Source organism: Hathewaya massiliensis (genome assembly GCF_902143515.1).
In the GTDB taxonomy this organism is placed as follows: Bacteria; Bacillota; Clostridia; order Clostridiales; family Clostridiaceae; genus Hathewaya; species Hathewaya massiliensis.
This window is the reverse complement of record NZ_CABFVD010000005.1, coordinates 176,713-193,158: the sequence shown is the minus strand read 5'-3', so window position 1 is coordinate 193,158 and position 16,446 is coordinate 176,713. Positions and strand designations below refer to the sequence as shown.

Sequence of the window (16,446 nt, the reverse complement as noted above, 5' to 3'; positions counted from 1 at the left end):
ACTAAGAATTTTTAACTACAAGTATATCTCTTGAGCTAACATCTTTTTCTCCTCTTTCCGAAGCCTTTAATATTAAATCCCAAGAGACATTAGAAAGTGGACTTTCTTTAGGAAGAGCAATTTTAACACCATTTATTTCATCACCCTTTTTATATTCTTTCCATTGTCCATCATCAGTACTATATTCATAGTTATTATTCTCTTTATTATATTTTAATTTTAATAAGGCACTATTTTCTCCTTTGTAAATTCCATTTACTACAGGTGCATCTTTAGAGAAGCCTTCTTTTAAATTCATCTCTTCTTTTATATATTTTCCTTCAATATCTAAGGTTAGGTTTATATTTGCACCGTCTCTATAAACAGCTTTAACCTTACCTTCATATAGTCCATCTTCTTGCATAACTTCTACACCTTTTCCAATAAGTGAAGAACTTAAAAGGAAATTTAAATTGTAGTTAAGATTTAAAGATTCATCTGGTACATTAAGTACCTCACTTAAATCTTTAAGTTCAAACTGCTTAGGTACTATTTTATTACCTTCACGCACATTAACTTCCAGTAATACATTATCACCTTTTTTTACAACATTTTGTACAACTCCACCATATTGGTTTCCATAAATATCGTAACTATTAAAAGCTACAGTTTTACCTACTAGAGCATATGCACTAGAGGCTGACATAGTAGAGTTTAAATTGGTAACTTGCTCCATAGCTGAAAATTGAGCTAATTGAGAGACAAATTGAGTATTGTCCTTTACATCAAAGGGATTTTGATATTTAAGCTCAGCTGCTAGAATTTTTAAAAAAGCATTTTTATCTAATTCACTTTTATTTTTTACAATTTTTGTTCCTCTGTCTGTAGCTCCATTCTTTTTTTTGCTTTCTTCTAAGGTAGGAGCTTTTCCAAAGGAAATATTGTTTTGAACATTTAAGTCTGGCATAATTCCCCTCCTATCTAGGCTAACTTGTTTAACACCTCATTTAAAGGTGATGTTTCTTCTTCCTCTATTGCATCTATAGCTTCAATACTTCTTTTTCCGTTTTGTTTATTTTTATTATTGAAGCTTTCTCTTTCATTTTCTTGTAAATTTTCATGTCCTTTTCCCATATAGTTATCACTATATATGTTTACAGAGACTTCTTGAACTTTAGTAGAATCATTTTGAAGTTTATTTGTAATTTCCACTATGTTATTTTGAAGTAACTTATAAGTATCTTTGTTATTAGACAAGATTTCTGCCTTCATAACTCCAGAATCTAAACTTACCTTAAGGACTATTTCTCCCAGTTCCCTTGGTACAACTTTTAATGTAAGTTCCTTCATACTCTCAGTATTCATAAATTTTACCCATTTTATCACATCTTGCTGAAGAGCTTCTTTTCTAACTATAGGAATATTTGTATCAGTAGATTCTACTGCATTGTTCTTAAGTCCTTCAAATTTCATTACATTTAAGTTTACCTTATTAGAAAATTTGTCATTTTCCTTATCCTCACTTAAACTTTTTAATAGTTCCTCATCTTTATTAAAAGAACTAGAATTATCTGCTGAACTTTTCAAATTACTAAAATACTCTTTATTATCCTCTGAACTTGAGCTTATACCCTTATTTAAAAATTCATTAGGTTTAATTATACTTTCTTCAGATTTATTATCTTTTTCATTAAGTATAGCTTGATTTAACTTAACTTCTTTATTACCTAATTTTTGTAGGAAATCACTATTAGCTGAATTTTCCACATAACCTTCACTACCTAAATTCTTATTAAGTAAATAAATAGAATCTTTTTTTTCATTATTATTATTTAATCCAAAAACTTGCTCACCGTAAATTTCTTCCAACATATCATTAATTTTTTTCAATACATCATTAAAGTCTTCTGATGGTACTATATTTTTTATTGAAAGTTTGCTATCTTCAGAATTAAATTCTTTTGAAATTAATTCATTTAAATATATAAATATATCTTTAGAATTTGATTTAAGGTTATTAGCTGATATATTATCCATTTCATTTTTAGATAAGTCTATTACATTACTATCTATAAGAGGCTTATCTGTTTCTGGAGTATTTATAATATTAAGTACACTATATAAATACTGAAGTAAATCTCCATTTGGATCCATTAAATCCTCATCCCTTAAACCTTTTTCATCCTTTAAAGATTTAAAGTACTTTTTTAATTTTTCTTTAAAATCTACTTCTGGCATATCTTTATTTAAGGGTTGTACTTTATCTTTATTATAATTAACCTGTTGATTTTCACTGTTTATACTCTCTTGCTTCTTATTAAAAGCTTTATTTAAAATTAAATTGAAATCTTTATTATTTTTTTGTCCTATATTTTCACTCTTATTAGTAATTTTTTTTGTATCTTGGGATAATGAATTAACTCCTAAAGTGCTTACATTTACTCCGCTCATTTTCTCAACTCCCTGCTTGCCCTAATAAATCCATAAAGAGCAAATTCATCATTTAACCTCTGCTCTACCATATTTGTTTCTTTTAAAAATTCTGCATAATAATTTTCTTTTAAAGTCTCAACAGTTTTTCTTTTAACCTGTTTTTCCATAAGATCTTTTCGTTTTTCATATAACATCTCATCTTTTTCATGCAATTCAATGTTGGCACTATTAATAGATGAGTCTAAGCATTTTAAATAAGATACTTTTAATTTTCTATCTATAATACTCTCATCAGAGTTAAATATATTATATTTCTTATAATTTTCCTTAAGATTTATTATTTTGTTTTCAACTTGCTTTTTTTCTTCTGATGCTTTTTTAAATGCTACCTTACTCAGTTCTTCTTCTTTTTCTCTTATATCTAAAAGCTTTTGAAGTTTAAAATTGAATTTATTACTCAATTAAAGACCTCCTATATAAATTTATATATCATATAAGTGTTCATTACCTTTAAAAAGTCCTACCAGCTGTTCTATACTTTCATTCATAGTACTCTTATCTTTTATTCCTTGTTTTAAATACTTTATTATATATGGATGATATTGCATAGCTATGTCTAACTTTTTATTACTTCCTTCAGCATAAGCACCTATATTTATTAAGTCTTCTGAATCTTTATATGTAGCTAACAAATCCCTTGCAAAAGAAGATGCTTTTTTATGGTCTTCACTTGCAATCTCACTCATTAATCTACTTACTGAATTTAATATATCAATTGCTGGATAATGGTTTTTCCCTGCTAGTTTTCTAGATAATACAATATGTCCATCTAGTATACCTCTAACAGCATCTGCTATAGGCTCATTAAAGTCATCTCCATCTACTAGCACTGTATAAAAAGCTGTAATAGATCCTTTATCTGAAGTTCCTGCTCTTTCCATTAATCTAGGTAACATTGCAAAAACTGAAGGAGTATATCCTTTTGTAGCTGGTGGTTCCCCTATGGCAAGTCCAACTTCTCTTTGAGCCATGGCAAACCTAGTTACTGAGTCCATCATTAATATAACTTTTTTACCTTGGTCTCTAAAATACTCTGCTATAGCTGTAGCTGTAAATGCACCTTTAAGTCTTACTAGGGCAGGTTTATCTGAAGTTGCACAAATTATTACAGACTTCTTTAGGCCCTCTTCTCCTAGATCCTTTTCCAAAAAGTCCTTAACTTCTCTTCCTCTTTCTCCTATAAGCGCAATTACATTAATATCTGCCTTAGCTTCCCTTGCTATCATGCCAAGCGTAGTACTTTTACCTACTCCACTTCCTGCAAATATTCCTATCCTCTGTCCTTCCCCACAGGTTAGAAAACCATCTATTGCTTTTACTCCTGTAGGAAGAATATCTTTTATTCTTCTCCTTTTTAAAGGATCTGGTGGTGAAGAATCCATGGCATAGGATTCCCCACCAATTATTTCTTCCATTTTATTTTCCTCATTCAACGGATTACCTAATCCATCTAAAACTTTTCCTAAAAGAGAATATGAACACTTTACATTTAAGGGTTTACCTGTAGGTACCACAATACATCCTGGTGATATACCCACAAGTTCACCTAAAGGCATTAAAATTACATCTTCATTTTTAAAACCTACAACTTCACAATCTATTTTATTAGACATTTCATTATATATAATGCAAACTTCTCCAACAAAAGCTCTAATTCCAGTAACTTCTATAGTAAGTCCAATTACATTTTTAACTCTACCTTCATAATATACTAGGTTAGTATTTGATACTTTTTCTTTTATTTTATCAAAGTTAATTTCCATAATTAACCTTTCACCTATCCTCTACTAAATATCTCATTTTTAATTTTATCCATAGCATATTGAAGATTTAAAACAATTTTCCCATTATCCTTTTCTATAATAACCTCTCCAAGTTCCATGCTCTCATCTGGAAGTAAAAATACATTTTCCTTTAACCCAAGTGTTGTCTTCCATAACTCTAAATTCTTTTCCAGCTCTTCCATATAATTTGGGTGTATTTTTATTAAAATTGTGTGAGATTTTTTTATTTTAACTAACTCTTCTTTAATCATACTGGTTATTGAGCTTTCATTTTCCACTTCTTTTTTTAGGTAATTATAAGCAATTTCATAAATTATACTTAGTAATTCTTTTTCCTTTTCTTTAAAATACCCTGCATATTGCTCTTTTGCACTATATAAAAGTTTTTCTGCACTATTTATAATCTCTTCTTTTTTTTCTCTTCCTTCTCTTAAGGATTTTTCCATGCCTTCTGCATATCCTTTATTAAAGCCTTCATCATATCCAAAATCATGGGCTTCCTTTTGAATAGAAAGAGCTCTGTTTTTTGCTTCTTCTAATAAAGCTTCTGCTTTAATTCTAGCATCCTTTATTATAATTTGAGAAAGTTTCTCAATACTTTGTTCTACATGTGGTTTTTCAATTTCTACTATTTTTATAGCCTTAGGAGATGCATATTCAGTTTCTATTACCTCATCACCCTCTACATTTATGTAGGGGTTTTTTATAACATTAAACGATGATTGCATCTTCTCCACCTCTTGCCATTATTATTTCTCCTGATTCATCCAGTCTTCTTATAATTGATACAATCTTTTGTTGAGCTTTCTCTACGTCTAAAAGTCTTACTGGTCCTAAGAATTCCATATCTTCTTTTAAAGTAGCTGCAGCCCTATTAGATTGATTTCTATATATAACTTCCTGAACGTCTTCAGAGCATCCTTTAAGTGCCAGTGCAAGTTCTTTATTATCCACTTCCCTAAGAATTCTTTGAATAGATACATCATCAAGAGTAATAATATCTTCAAATACAAACATAGATTCCTTAATTTTTTCAGCAAGTTCTGCATCTTCTCTTTCAAGTCCCTCTGTAATATTCTTTTCAGTTGTTCTATCAACTTGATTTAATATATCAACTAAGGACTTAATTCCACCTATGCTAGTTGATTCTGTTCTTATAACAGAAGATAATTTACTATCTAAAACTTTTTCAATTTCCTTTACCATAACTGGTGATGTATTGTTCATAGTTGCTACTCTAAAAGCTACTTCTGCTTGTAACTCTTCTGACAATGCAGACATAATCTGTGCTGATTTATCTGGCTGAAGATAACATAAAATTAAAGCTATAGTCTGAGGATGCTCATTGGATATAACATTTAACAGTTGATGAGCATCTGCCTTTCTTGCAATGGAGAAAGGTCTAAACTGCTGAGTAGCTTCAGTAACTTTTTCTAATATTTCCTCCGCCCTTTGATTACCAAGAGCCTTACCTAAAAGTGTTCTTGCATATTCTAGTCCACCTTCTAAAATAAAGTCCTTTGCCTTATTCATCTCTATAAATTCACTTAGTATTTCCTGTCTTTCTTCTTGCTTTACAGAAGTTATATTTGCTATTTCAAAGGTTATTTTTTGTATTTCCCTTTCTGGTAATCTTTTTATAATACTAGCCGCTGCCTCAGGACCTAAGGTTATAAATAAAATTGCTGCCTTTTGCACACCACTTAAGCCTTCTTTTCTAGGCATGAATTATCACCTCTCATCCTCTGCTATCCATGATTTAATAATTTCTGCAACCTGATCTGGTTTGCTTTGAGCATATTTCTTAACTTCTTTCTCCACATGGGATTTTTCATCTTCTTTTTCAAAGACTATTGGTTCAAAGGAAACAGGTTCCTTAGGAGAAATAAGATCCTCATCTGTAAATTCTTCCATATAATCTTCTTCATCCTTTTTCCTTAGTTTTCTATAAACTAGTAGAGTTGAAATTAAGAGCATTATAGCTCCTACAGCTATACCTATTCTTCTCTCTAATTGTTTCTTCTCATTGTCTAACTCAGATAACTTTAATTCCTGGTTAGCAGTGTCCATTATATCTGTTGTACCATTTTTAAAGTTAAACCCTTGAACACTTATAGTATCTCCTCTTGTTGCATCAAAGCCTATAGCAGAGGCAACAGTAGATCTTATCTTTTCTTTACTCCCATCGTCTAATCTTCCAGCGGTTTCATCAACTGTAACAGATACAGACACCTTACTTAACTTTCCTGGTGCTTGTATTTCTTTCTTTACTACTTCAGGCACATTATAGTTTTTTGTATTTTCCTTGTGCTGTGAAGTATTGTTACTATTTACATTATCTGTGCCCCTGTTAGACATGTTATTGTCTATAGGACTACTAGATACGTTATTATCATTGTTTTTATCCGTTGTTTCTATGTTATGCTCACTTACTACTACACCTTTTTTGTAATCTTTACTTTGCGTTTCTATGGCATCAAAACTTAAATCTGTATTTACAGCCACATTTACTCCATTACCATAAACCGGCCTTAATACATTTAAAATGCTCTCTTTTAAAGCCTGCTCTTTTGCAATTTTCATGTCTTGTTGCTTATTTGTAGATATGCTCTCTTCTCCATCCTTCTCAAAAAGATTAGATGTGGCAAGTTTTATGCCATTAACTGCAATATGTACATTTTCCCTTGGTAAATTTTCCACAGCACCTGTAAGCAAAGATACTATGGTCTTTGTCTGATCATCCTTTAGTTGTTTTGATCCTGGTTTTAACTTTATAGATACCGCTGCTGATGCTTTATTTGGATTTTCTTTTATAGCAAAGGTATCCTTTTCAGGTAGCTTTAATATAACCTTACAATCCTTAACTTCTTCAAAAGATTTAATCATTCTTTCAACTTCACCCTGAAGGGCTTTTTGATACTTAATTTGATTTTCAAAATCAGTAGACACCATACTATCATTGCTAAATATTTCGAATCCCTTACTTCCTCCTGCAAAATCCACTTTAGATAATATATCCATTTTAAGAGGGGCTACTTTTTCTTGTGGAACTAATATAGTGTTTCCGTCTATCTTATAATCTACTTTTTGCTCTTTTAAAATTTCCACTACACTTCCTGAATCCTTAGGGTCTAATTCTGAAAATAATACAGAATATTTGGGCTTAGATGCACTTACTCCTACATAAATTAATATAACTATTATTCCTATAACCAAGGAAGAAATAGCAATTTTCTTTCCCTTGCTTAGTGCTTTCCATTTCTCTAAAAGCCCTTTAAAAACATCTTGTAGCTTTCCCATTGCTCGCACTCCTAACTATTTAAAACTATAGTTGCATTCTATTTAATTCTGTATATGCATCTACTAATTTATTTCTTATTTCAATGGCATATTGTAGAGAAATTTTAGCCTCTGATGCTCCAATCATTACTTGATGTATACTTATATCTTCCCCATCAATAAATTTCTTATTATTGATTTCATTTTGCACTTGGAAATTGTTTACTTCATCTAGTTTCTCTTTTAATACATTGGAAAAGCCTTGATCTTCATTAATTGTTTTATTTGACTGTTCAAAGTTTAAAGCTTTTATAGTATTAACAGGTATAAATTCGTTTATCTTCATAAGTATCCTCCTATTTTCCTATTTCTAAACTTTTCATAAGCATTCCCTTTTCAGTGTTTATCACTGTAACATTAGCCTCATATGCTCTTGATGAGGCTATTAAATCAGCCATCTCATTTAGTACATTTACATTAGGCATCATTACATATCCATTTGCATCTGCATCAGGATTAGAAGGCTCGTACACTCTCCTTAAAGGTGAACTATCTTCTCTAATTCCTACAGCTTTAATTCCTATAGGAGTTTTTTTGCTTAATCCTGTTTCTTTATCAATCTCTCTTTTAAAATTTTCTTGAAATAAGGCAACCTTTCTAACATAGGGTTTTCCATCTTGTCCCCTTGTAGTTCTAAAGTTAACTACGTTTGATGAAATTGTATCCATCCTAAGTCTCTCAGCTGAGAGACCACTTGCACTAATTCTTAGACTATTAAAAGCATTCACTCTTACTTGCCTCCCTTAATTACACTAGTTTTCATAGAGAATTCATTATTAATTTGAGTTACAAGAGTATTGTATAGTATTGCATTTGATGCAATATTTATCATTTCTATTTCTGGATCAACATTATTTCCATCATTTCTCATGGTTCCACTGGTATCCTTTACTATTTTAAATCCATTTCCATCTTTAAAGTCCCCTATGTGTTTATCTACAGTTTTTTTCATGTTAATATTATCTTTTCCTAATTCTTCATTTAAAACTACGTCAAATCGTTTATATCCTTTAGTATTAATATTAGCAAAATTATCGGATAGGACCTCTTTTCTTTTAATAGCTATATCCATATTGGCTTTTAATTTATTATAGATATTTGAACTAGAACTATAATTATTAAAAATATTGCTTTCTATTTTCATATATTCCACCCCCCATAAAAAAACAATTTGTATTTTATCTATATGTTACCGGAATTATTGTTATATTGTAATTTATAATAATTTATTCAAACTATTTTGAATAAATTACTTAAATTTTAGTTTAAATTCATATAGTATTATAACTTTTATTTATACCTATAACTTATTATACATAATATTAAAACAAAAATAAACCTTTTACAAGGTTTATTTTTATTTTTTAATATAAATTTTGATTACAATAAAAATTTTTACTAAATGTTACAGATGCAACTACAACGCCTATTATTTTACATTTTCTAGTATTCTTAGTATATCCATAGGAAATCTATTAGTTTGAACCATGATAGCTTGTCCAGCCTCTATTAATATATTATACTTAGCAACCTCTGACATCTCAAGTCCTATATGAGAGTCTCTAAGCTCACTTTCAGCTCCTTGAATTGTTTCATAAATTTCACTTACATTGTTATATGAATCTTCAAGTCTAGTTTCAATAGCTCCATATTTAGATCTGATAGAGTTCAATGAATTTATAGATTTATCTAATACTTCTAAAGATTCATCAATCTTATTAAGATCAATATGGCTTGTGCTTTTATCCGTAATATCATCTATTAAACCTAGGGTTTTAGGGCTTAAGTTGTATAGCGGTATTTCAACTTTATCTTCTACATTATTTCCACCTAAATTCGTTAAGGTATCCATAACTTGTCCAACCTTAGTAACGTCTGGATCTCCGCCACCTTTCTCCTGACCTCTTAAAACCTTTAATCCATTAAACTCTGTATTTTTACTTATATAATCAATATTTTCTAAATTTTGATTTATCTCACCTAGTATATGTTTTTTATCTTCCTCAGTCTTAGCACTACCCGCACTAATAACCAAAGTTCTAATTCTAAGTAGGCTTTCAGATATGTTTGCCATACCTCCTTCTGCAGTTTGAAGCATACTAACATTATCTTGAATATTTCTCATGGCACTACTATAACCACCTAATTGAAGTCTAAAACTTTCACTTTGACCATAAGCTACAGCCTCTTGCCTAAAAGAATCTAATCTATTACCACTATTTATTTTATTCATTGCCTTACTTTGAGAATTTAAATTTTTAACATAATTTCTATATACATTTAGGGAAGGTAAATTTTGTCCTAATCTCACCTTATCACCTCCGTATTTATTTATACTTTTTTATTTAAAAATGCAAAGCTTTTATTTCCATACTTATTATAATTATTATTAACCGTTTTAGAGGTTTTTAATTCCCCTAGTTTTTCCTTTGCATATTGCAACTTTTCTTTTATTAGAGAAACACATCTATTTTCTAAATCAATAAGCTCCTTCTTATTGAAAATTTCTATAAATTCTTCCCTAGCATAATCTAAAGATTTTATATCTTCTATAAGCTCTTCTCTTTCTTCCACTAAATCTGTAGCCTTTTCTAAGTTATCTTCTTGTAAAAATTTTATTATTTTCTTTGTAACCTCTATATACTTATCACAGTGAATTTTAAGTAAATCCACACCTTTAATCTTCTCCATATTATTGTGCACCTGTTCCTAGTTGACTCATAAGCCAGCTAGATTGAGAGTTCATTTTATTCATCATTTTTTCTAATTGAGCAAACTGCATATAATATTTATTTTCTCTTCTGCCTAGATCTTTTTCAAGATTAAATATAACCTTATCCTTTTCTTTCATTTGCTCTGAAATATAGTTTTTAAACTCATTAAAACTTCCATACTCATCTTTAATACCAGCTTTTTCTATTAATATACCTTTTTTATCACTACCATATCCTAGGGTTCTTGTATAATCTAAAAATACATCTTTAACTCTTTGAAATATTCCATTTTCACTGTATCTTTTTTCTCTCTTGTCTTTATCTACAGCAGAATATGGTGTATCACTAATCTTCGTAAATAATTTCAAAACTCCTTCAGAATCATCTCTTAAGGCTTGTTTAAATTTACTTTCATTTATTTCAATTTTTCCGCCCTTTAAGTAGTCGCTAGAAGTAGAAATTCCTAATTTATCTCCGAATCTAACATTGATACCTTCAACATTTTGGAAAAAAGCCTTTCTTAAATTATTTAGCATATTTTGAAGATCAGAATCTCCTCTTAATAGTCCTAATTTAGCTTTTTCATCCCATTTCTTTATTTCATCATCTTTTAACTCTTTTCTTTGTTCTTCACTTAAAGGTTTAAAACTATAATCTTTTTTCTCCCCAACTTTACCGGAAATTTTATCGATTAATTTATTGTATTCATCTACAAAGCCCTTAATTTTATCATAAGCCTTGTCCACATTTTTACCTAAAGTAAATTCAGTAGTTCCATTTTTTACAAAATTGTATGTTATACCATCTGCTGTAAAGGTATTTGTGCTTGATGTTTTGGGAATTGAAGCTGTGCTTCCTGGTATGCTTATGGAAAAATTAGCATCTTTACCAGATTCCATAGTTCCAAATGCAACACCAAAAATACCAGCATCTGTTACTTCAATACCTGTATCCTTACCCGTAGCCTTTGTTTCAAAAGTTATTTTTTTAGTAAGCTCAGAGTATTTTGCAACTACTTCTCCCTTTGTTTCTTGTTTTATTTTATTAAAAATATCAGATAAGGAAGAGTCTTTTGTTAATGCTATATCTTTCGTTACTTCTACTGCTCCATTTTTATATTTTATTTTTAGGGTTTTGTCCTCACCTAATTTAAAGTTTTTATAATCTTCTAATTCAAATTTGTCACTTTCAATTTTAGCTGGAGTTGCAATATTGTCTACTTTAACCTCATATCTTCCTTCTTGTACATTTACTCCAGTATTTACACTTACAGAGCTTCCTGTTTTATCTGCTACTTCATATAGGTTATATCCACTTAAATTAGTTACATTTTTTTCTGAGCCTAATACATCTAGAAAATCATAATTTAGTTTATTTACATCCTTAATTATATCTCTGTAAATGTCTTGCTTCCATTGCATAGATTGTCTTTCTGATTTAAGTTTGTCTACCTTCATATTATAAGGTTTCATCATTTGCTTAATCATATTATCTGTGTCAAGTCCAGTAGCAAGTCCAGTAAGTCTCATATAATTATTTGCCATTATTATTTTCCTCCTTTACTAAGTTTATAAGCTTCATACCAAGTGTTTTTTACATCCTCTATTAAAGGTATTGTTTGGTCTAAAACTTCTAAATCTTTTTTAATATTAGCTTTTATTAAATTTTGTACTATAAACTCGTATATACCATACAAGTCTTGCGCCCATTTTCCTCCTGAATTAGTGTCTAAAGTCGCCATTAACTCATAAAATATATTTTGAGTTTTAATAATATTAGTATGACATTTTTGAAAGTCCTTTTCTGATATTCCTTCTCGTGCTAATTTAGAAAATTTAACTGCTCCATCCAAAAGCATTAATAAAAGCTGCTCTTTAGAAGCATAATTTACACTATTATTTTTATAAACATTATAGGCATTTGCATAGGTCATTTCGCTTTCCTCCCATTTATAAAATAGGTTAAAGTTTTTTATCAATTAACAAACCTTTATGGGGTTCAGAACTTAAATCCTCAATACACTGTTCCCCATTTATTACTATTTTTTTCTTAGCCTTAAATTCCTTAAACTCTTCTTTTTTAAATTTCCTATGATTATCATCCTCTTCGGATATAATATTTTTTTCTTTTCTATTTATTTTACGTTCTATTGTCTGGTTTTTTATATCCTGTCTAATTTCCATGTCAACCTTATTAAGCTTAAACTCCATAAGACCTACCCCTTTTAAGCTTTTTCATCAACCATAAGCCCAACCATTTCACACATGGCAGCAACCATATCTAGTATCTTCTTAGGTGGTATTTCTTTTATTGTATCACCAGTTTTAGAGTCTACAATTTTTATCATTGTAATGTATTTAAACTTATCATGGGTTTTATATTCAAGCTTATAATCTTGTTGTTCTAATACTTTATCTAGTATATCTCCAGCTTCTTTTATATCCTTATCTGAATATTTTTCGCTATATTGTTTTTTATCATCTAAAGAAACCTGTTTTTTCCCCTCTTCATCATAATTCTTATTGTCCATAGGTATTTGTGGATTTTCCATTATATATCCACTGTTTATTCTACCTATCTCCATAATATTACCCCCTATTTTTCTTTTGATATAGGTAAATTCTTCAAAACTTCTAAATCTTTTAAGTCAGTTGCATTTGTATTTTCACATTTAACTTCATCAATTAATTCACTTCTCAATATAGATAGATCTTTTGGGGCATTAATACCTAACTTTATGGCTCCACCCTCTGATGCAAGAACAGTAATTTCTATGTTTTCACCTATTACTAAGGATTCACCTACTTTTCTTTTAATAACTAACATTATTTTTCCTCCTGAATTATAGGTGTTTTAATAGAATAGTTTTCATTATTTAAAATTATCTGTTCTCCTAATTTACTGTTTATATTTATTATTAAAGGTGCCCTTAAGTTAATAGTGGTTTTAATCATATCAGAATTTATTGTAAGTATATTTTGAACTAAAACTTCATTGCTGTTTTTTATTTCTAACTCTTCTATGGTTTTATCAGATAGTTCAAAAGTATAATCTTTTTTTATGCTAAAAGGAGAAGCCACTATAAAACCTATATCTTTATCTTCTATGGAATGAACCACATTAAAAAATTCATTTCCTTTTAAAGGAAATACAATAAATTTTGTTAACTGTTCAAAACTTAATATACCTCTTTTAAAATTAATTACTTCATTTTCCTTATATTCAATATCACCATGATATTTTGTTTTTAAAATCATAATTTATTCTCCTTAAAGTCTATCTTAGGTAATCCATAAGTGATGGTTGAAGAACTTTCGCACTAGTTTGAAGGGAAGCTACATAAACTGTTTGAGCTATTGCAAATTCCATGGTTTTTTCAGTTATATCTATATCCTCTGTTTCAGATAAAATTGCTTTTAAGCTTAAAGTTTGATCTACATTTTTTTCTTTTGCAGAATCTGTTCTGTTTTGCTTTGCTCCTACCTCTGATCTTATTTTAAGTATATTTTCCATGGCATCTTTTATATCTTGAAGATCTGTACCAAGTAGTGCTTCCTTAGCAGTTTTTTCATCGGGTTTTGAATCCAAGTGATCAGTTATATTTTTAAGTACAACCATCAAATCTCCATCTGTTCCATCTTTCTTTTTGAATTTCATAATCTCTGTAGCTGTTACATTGTAATCTAATATAACTCCTTGAGAAATTTCTGTTTTTAGTTTTTCTCTTATCATAGCATACTCTTCTTTATCAGCAGTTGGATCTAAAGTTCCTCCGCCTCTTTTAGAATAGTTAAGAACTTTATTTCCGTCTACTTCCGTAGTTTCTAAAGGTTTACTAGTTACCCTTGTTCCTCCAAAGACATACTTACCGTCAAAGTTTGCATTTAATATTTGAGATAATTCACTAACCTTTTGATTTATTTCATCCTTAACTGCTCCTCTTTCTGTTTCTCCATAAGCAGCATTTCCTGCAGAAATTACAAGTTGATGAATTCTATCCAGTACTCCTGAAGCTTGTTTTAGTGAAGTATCTGTAACATCTAGCCAGTTTATAGTATCTGTTATATTCTTCTTATATTGCTCATTTATAGCTTGTTCTGTATGGAGTTGCATTGATCTAGCTACTCTAAAAGGATCATCAGATGGACGCTTAAATTCTTTCCCTGAAGTTCTCTGTTCCTGAAGTTTACTTAAGTTTCTTAAGTTTACGTTCATATCTCTTAAAAAATTGTTTGAAAGCATTTTATTTGTAATTCTCATATTATTTTCCTCCTAGCTTATCTAACTAGACCATTAACAACTACATCTAGTAATTGATCTATAATAGATATCATTCTTGCATTAGCCTGATATGCATGTTGAAATTGAATTAAATTAGCCATCTCTTCATCCATAGAAACCCCAGATACTGAATCTTTATTCTCTGTAAAGTTATTTAAAAGTTCTTTTTGATTAATTACTATTCTTTGTGCCTCTATACCGTGAACACCTAGTTCATCTACAGTATCTTTAAAATGTGCATCAATCTTTTTACCTAATGGATTACTTTTTATAGTATAAAGCTTTAAATCATCACTCCATACTAGTTTACCAACAAAATCACTTCTCTCTTTTGCATTATTAATATTTTGAATATCTAATAAGGTATATTGAAGGCCTGCAATGGCAAGAGCTCTGCTTCCATCCCCTTCACCCTTAGTATCATCGATCTTTGTATTTATTTTCATTACATCTTTTAATAACTCTCTATTCATAGCAATGTTTCCTGCATTAATCTCAAGCTCTGCATCTGAAAAATTATAAGAAGCATCTAACTTATTATCATCACCATAAGTAGCCTTATCCTTATTAACAAAAAAAGGTTTACTGTCATTATCTTTGAGCTTTGGCTCAGTTCCTTGATCTTCTGAGATAGTTCCATTATGAAGTGTGTTTACGGCTAATGCTAAGGCTTTAGCCATCTTATTTAGGTTTTCAATATATCCATCCACATCTTTTTGAACAGACATAAATCCCTTTAGTTCACCCTCATTTGGAATAAACAATCCTAATTTTTCACTTACTTGAGCTAATTTTTCCTCAGTTATTTCTGTAGTGTCACTTGGTATTATAGTACTTAAATCTATAGGACTTCCCTCTGAATAAGCACTACCAGTTTGGTCAGCCCAAAGGACACCACATTGTTCTATATGTTTTTTAACTTGTACTGCTTGTTCTTTTGTTTTTATACCTGTTATTGTAATTGTCTTTCCAACATCATTAGTGTTCCCTAACTTATAATAACTTACATCTAAATTTAAAGTGCCATCCGCTTGTTTTTTTTCTTCAATGTTATTTATATAAGAAAATCTGCTTACTCTGTAGTTAGGTTCCTTTCGTACTAATAACTTTTCCCCCTTGTTTGGAAGTCCATCTATATCTACTGGTCTAATATCATTAGCATTAAAGTCTCTTTTATCAATTTGTATGTTTAAGGCTTTACTAAGCTCATCTATTAAAAGATCTCTTCTATCCATTAAGTCATTAGGTTCCATACCAGAAATTTTAACACTCATTATCTGCTGATTTAAAGCATCTAACTGATCTAGTGTGCCATTAACATCAAAAACCTTTTGTTGAACTTCACCCCTAACATTTTCTTGTAAGTTTTTTAATTGTGTATATGTATGGTTTAGCTCCTTAGCTAGTGCATCAGATTGTTGAGCTAACATAGTTCTTGCATTAGAGCTTTCTGCGTGAAGCCCTACACCATACCATCCTTCAAAAAACTTACCTGTCATAACTGATAGTCCGTATTCTGTAGGTTCATTAAAAATACTTTCAACCTGTTTTAAGTATTTTTCTCTAGACTCATATCTTCCTAAAACACTTGTCTCTTTTCTAACTTGAAAATCTAAAAATTCATCTCTTACTCTCTCTATAATTTTAACTGCAGATCCTGTACCTAGCTGTCCAGGTCCAATAGTTGAATTCATACTTGGCATTCCAAAAGGTTTTGTGGTTTCGATTAAAGCACGTTGCCTTGAGTATCCTTTTGTATTGGCATTAGCTATATTATGTGATGTAACGCCTATAGACTTTTGCTGAGTAAACATCCCTCTTTTTGATATGTTAAAAATTGAAAATAAATCTGACAT

Annotated in this window: 20 protein-coding genes; all 20 read right to left on the bottom strand. The window is 29.9% G+C overall.

Translation table 11 applies throughout. The features are described 5' to 3' along the window. Position 1 precedes the first annotated feature (1 nt). The 20 genes from FNZ64_RS10760 to flgK all read right to left on the bottom strand — a co-directional run bounded on the left by FNZ64_RS10760 (position 2) and on the right by flgK (position 16,446). Positions 2–946, bottom strand: coding sequence for a flagellar hook assembly protein FlgD (locus tag FNZ64_RS10760; protein WP_142414809.1), 945 nt, complete (start codon positions 944–946; stop codon positions 2–4). A 14-nt stretch (positions 947–960) separates the two neighbouring features. Next, positions 961–2,430, bottom strand: a complete 1,470-nt coding sequence (locus tag FNZ64_RS10755) for a flagellar hook-length control protein FliK (RefSeq protein ID WP_142414808.1) — start codon at positions 2,428–2,430, stop codon at positions 961–963. Next, positions 2,427–2,873 (bottom strand): flagellar export protein FliJ, encoded by a 447-nt coding sequence (gene fliJ / locus FNZ64_RS10750; protein WP_142414807.1) that lies wholly within the window; start codon positions 2,871–2,873, stop codon positions 2,427–2,429. Before fliJ ends, FNZ64_RS10755 begins: the two co-directional genes overlap by 4 nt. A 21-nt stretch (positions 2,874–2,894) precedes the next feature. Beyond that, positions 2,895–4,235 (bottom strand): flagellar protein export ATPase FliI, encoded by a 1,341-nt coding sequence (gene fliI, locus FNZ64_RS10745; protein ID WP_142414806.1) that lies wholly within the window; start codon positions 4,233–4,235, stop codon positions 2,895–2,897. Positions 4,236–4,249: 14 nt separating this feature from the next. Continuing rightward, the gene (locus FNZ64_RS10740) at positions 4,250–4,984 is read right to left on the bottom strand and encodes a FliH/SctL family protein (protein WP_142414805.1); all 735 of its coding nucleotides are present in this window, start codon (positions 4,982–4,984) and stop codon (positions 4,250–4,252) included. Continuing rightward, positions 4,968–5,981, bottom strand: a complete 1,014-nt coding sequence (fliG, locus tag FNZ64_RS10735; protein ID WP_142414804.1) for a flagellar motor switch protein FliG — start codon at positions 5,979–5,981, stop codon at positions 4,968–4,970. Before fliG ends, FNZ64_RS10740 begins: the two co-directional genes overlap by 17 nt. 6 nt (positions 5,982–5,987) lie before the next feature. Then, positions 5,988–7,556, bottom strand: coding sequence for a flagellar basal-body MS-ring/collar protein FliF (gene fliF, locus FNZ64_RS10730; RefSeq protein ID WP_142414803.1), 1,569 nt, complete (start codon positions 7,554–7,556; stop codon positions 5,988–5,990). Positions 7,557–7,581: 25 nt separating this feature from the next. Continuing rightward, positions 7,582–7,881, bottom strand: coding sequence for a flagellar hook-basal body complex protein FliE (fliE, locus tag FNZ64_RS10725; protein ID WP_142414802.1), 300 nt, complete (start codon positions 7,879–7,881; stop codon positions 7,582–7,584). 10 nt (positions 7,882–7,891) lie between these two features. Further along, complete coding sequence (flgC, locus tag FNZ64_RS10720; RefSeq protein ID WP_142414801.1) at positions 7,892–8,323, bottom strand: flagellar basal body rod protein FlgC; 432 nt, start codon at positions 8,321–8,323, stop codon at positions 7,892–7,894. Between the two features lie 2 nt (positions 8,324–8,325). Then, positions 8,326–8,739 (bottom strand): flagellar basal body rod protein FlgB, encoded by a 414-nt coding sequence (flgB, locus tag FNZ64_RS10715; protein ID WP_142414800.1) that lies wholly within the window; start codon positions 8,737–8,739, stop codon positions 8,326–8,328. Between the two features lie 285 nt (positions 8,740–9,024). Then, the gene (locus FNZ64_RS10710) at positions 9,025–9,906 is read right to left on the bottom strand and encodes a flagellin N-terminal helical domain-containing protein (protein WP_142414799.1); all 882 of its coding nucleotides are present in this window, start codon (positions 9,904–9,906) and stop codon (positions 9,025–9,027) included. 20 nt (positions 9,907–9,926) lie between these two features. Continuing rightward, positions 9,927–10,286, bottom strand: coding sequence for a flagellar protein FliT (gene fliT / locus FNZ64_RS10705; RefSeq protein WP_142414798.1), 360 nt, complete (start codon positions 10,284–10,286; stop codon positions 9,927–9,929). A 1-nt stretch (position 10,287) separates the two neighbouring features. Beyond that, positions 10,288–11,853: a flagellar filament capping protein FliD gene (gene fliD, locus FNZ64_RS10700; protein WP_142414797.1), complete on the bottom strand. Its 1,566-nt coding sequence runs from the start codon at positions 11,851–11,853 to the stop codon at positions 10,288–10,290. Between the two features lie 2 nt (positions 11,854–11,855). Continuing rightward, complete coding sequence (fliS, locus tag FNZ64_RS10695) at positions 11,856–12,242, bottom strand: flagellar export chaperone FliS (protein WP_142414796.1); 387 nt, start codon at positions 12,240–12,242, stop codon at positions 11,856–11,858. A 28-nt stretch (positions 12,243–12,270) separates the two neighbouring features. Further along, the gene (locus tag FNZ64_RS10690; protein ID WP_142414795.1) at positions 12,271–12,519 is read right to left on the bottom strand and encodes a hypothetical protein; all 249 of its coding nucleotides are present in this window, start codon (positions 12,517–12,519) and stop codon (positions 12,271–12,273) included. Positions 12,520–12,533: 14 nt separating this feature from the next. Next, positions 12,534–12,893 (bottom strand): flagellar protein FlaG, encoded by a 360-nt coding sequence (locus tag FNZ64_RS10685; RefSeq protein WP_142414794.1) that lies wholly within the window; start codon positions 12,891–12,893, stop codon positions 12,534–12,536. Between the two features lie 11 nt (positions 12,894–12,904). Further along, on the bottom strand, positions 12,905–13,135 hold the full coding sequence (gene csrA, locus FNZ64_RS10680) for a carbon storage regulator CsrA (RefSeq protein WP_142414793.1): 231 nt from the start codon (positions 13,133–13,135) through the stop codon (positions 12,905–12,907). Further along, the gene (fliW, locus tag FNZ64_RS10675; protein ID WP_142414792.1) at positions 13,135–13,566 is read right to left on the bottom strand and encodes a flagellar assembly protein FliW; all 432 of its coding nucleotides are present in this window, start codon (positions 13,564–13,566) and stop codon (positions 13,135–13,137) included. Before fliW ends, csrA begins: the two co-directional genes overlap by 1 nt. 19 nt (positions 13,567–13,585) lie before the next feature. Beyond that, the gene (gene flgL / locus FNZ64_RS10670; RefSeq protein ID WP_142414791.1) at positions 13,586–14,569 is read right to left on the bottom strand and encodes a flagellar hook-associated protein FlgL; all 984 of its coding nucleotides are present in this window, start codon (positions 14,567–14,569) and stop codon (positions 13,586–13,588) included. Positions 14,570–14,586: 17 nt separating this feature from the next. Then, a complete protein-coding gene (gene flgK, locus FNZ64_RS10665) occupies positions 14,587–16,446 on the bottom strand; it encodes a flagellar hook-associated protein FlgK (RefSeq protein WP_142414790.1) in 1,860 nt (619 codons plus the stop codon).